The sequence below is a fragment of the Planktothrix sp. FACHB-1355 genome (assembly GCF_014748295.1).
GTDB lineage: Bacteria > Cyanobacteriota > Cyanobacteriia > Cyanobacteriales > Aerosakkonemataceae > Aerosakkonema > Aerosakkonema funiforme_A.
Genome location: NZ_JACJUP010001221.1, coordinates 1 through 2,032, shown reverse-complemented (window position 1 = coordinate 2,032; position 2,032 = coordinate 1). Strand labels below are relative to the sequence as shown.

2 protein-coding genes are annotated in these 2,032 nt (G+C 40.6%); both read left to right on the top strand.

All coding sequences use genetic code 11. From position 1 onward, the window contains the following. Positions 1-94: 94 nt before the first annotated feature. Positions 95-1,486, top strand: a complete 1,392-nt coding sequence (locus tag H6S82_RS30990) for a response regulator (protein WP_347339575.1) — start codon at positions 95-97, stop codon at positions 1,484-1,486. A 162-nt stretch (positions 1,487-1,648) separates the two neighbouring features. Further along, positions 1,649-2,002: a cupin domain-containing protein gene (locus H6S82_RS30985; RefSeq protein ID WP_242057181.1), complete on the top strand. Its 354-nt coding sequence runs from the start codon at positions 1,649-1,651 to the stop codon at positions 2,000-2,002. Positions 2,003-2,032: the final 30 nt, after the last annotated feature.

Below are 2,032 nucleotides of genomic sequence, written 5' to 3'. Positions count from 1 at the left end.
AGTTAGTCAAGCCGCAGATGTTGAAAGTCGCGGGTTGGAAATAGCCAGAAAATATCAGTTAGCTTCATCTGGGATTTATGACTCTTTATTTTCTGTGAATGATTCAGAAAAATTAAGTACCTATAACGCACAAGAAATTATCGATCGAGTCCAAATAAATAATTATGAAGGTACACCTTACAAAATCTTAGTTGTGGATGATGAACCTGTAAATCGTCAGGTGTTGGTTAACCATTTATCTTTATATGGATATGAAATTATTGAGGCAGCTTCTGGGATAGAAGCATTAGCAATTTTGTCAAGCAGTACCAAACCTGATTTAATTTTGCTCGATGTAATGATGCCGCGCATGACTGGCTATGAAGTAACTCGGAAAATTCGCGAAACCTGGCAACCTAATGAATTACCGGTGCTATTATTAACTGCTAAAGATAGAGTTGCCGATCTAGTAGTTGGTTTAGAAGCTGGAGCCAATGATTACCTAACTAAACCGATTGCCAAAGATGAATTGTTCGCAAGGATAAAAACTCATTGTACCCAATCTAGTATCTTTTTAGAAAATTCTCGCCTTTATTTTGAATTGCAGGAATCAGAAAGGCGAGAGCGCGAACGGGCAATGCAATTGCAACAATATTTACAACAAATTCAGCAAATGCAGCTACAATTAATCCAAAATGAGAAAATGGCAGTCATCGGTCAATTAATCGCAGGTATTGCCCATGAAATTAATAATCCCCTTGCGTTTATTGACGGCAACTTAACTTATGCAGAAAACTATATAAAAGATTTAATTGATGTACTTAAATTATATCGCGACAATTTTCCCGATCCTGGGGGAGAAATAGCTCAAATAATTGAAAATATCGAGCTAGATTATCTAATAGAAGACTTGCCAACAATGGTTTTATCTATGAAAGAGGGAACCGATCGCATCCGCCAAATTAGCACGTCTTTAAGAACATTTTCGCGGGCTGATAGCACATCAAAAGTGCCATTCAATATCAATGAAGGTCTCAACAGCACATTAATGATTTTGAAGCATAAACTCAAAGCTAACACTAGCAGACCGGAGATTGAAGTGATCAAAGAATACGCGAATTTGCCCTTATTAGTCGAGTGCTATCCCGGTCAACTCAACCAGGTGTTTATGAATATAATTGCCAATGCGATCGATGCGCTTGAAGAAGCAAATCAAGGCCGTACTTTTGCTGAAATTGCAGCTAATCCCAATAAGATTATTATTCAGACTGAAGTTTTAGAAGAAGCTGCTGTCGCTATTCGCATCAAAGATAATGGCTGTGGAATGCCAGAAGAGGTAAAAACGCGGGTATTTGACCACTTATTCACGACCAAAGAAGTGGGTAAGGGGACTGGTTTGGGGTTGTCTATTTCCCGTCAGATTGTGGAAGAAAAACATGGAGGTAAGCTGACTTGTGTTTCTGCGCCTGGAGAGGGAACAGAATTTACGATTCAGATTCCGATTTAGTTGATGTTGCGATCGATGAAATTTTTATTCCTCAAAAGCAGCATATTATACAGAACAATTATGGCGATCGGCGAGACAATGGCATTTTCGATAACTTCCGGAAACAGCATTGTTTTTGCTGGTGCAGTGGATTCGCAATGGCGATAAAGAATAAAGATGAGTATGACAAGGATATTCAACAGTTCTAAATTTCTGCAACCGACTGACGGAGAACCTATTCGATCGATCGTCACGGAATCCCAGGATGCCGTCATTGTCGCTTGGTACATCAAGCCAGGTCAGCAAATTCTCCCGCACATCCATCCTAACGGACAAGATACCTGGACTGTTTTGAGCGGTCAAGGAGAATATTATTTAGATAAAGCAGGAACGACAAAGCCGATCGTTGCAGGAGATGTGGTAGTCGCTCATACCGGATGCGTACACGGAGTATTAAACAACGGCGATGAACCATTGGTTTTTATTTCAGTCGTGTCGCCAGCCGATGCGGGATACGAACTGATAGCTAGGGGTTAGGGGCTAGGGGTTAGGGGCTAGGGGTTAGGG

What these genes read in the sequence shown, in the direction of transcription:
- H6S82_RS30985 (WP_242057181.1), top strand. Translation starts at nt 1,649, where the DNA reads ATGACAAGGATATTCAACAGTTCTAAATTTCTGCAACCGACTGACGGA.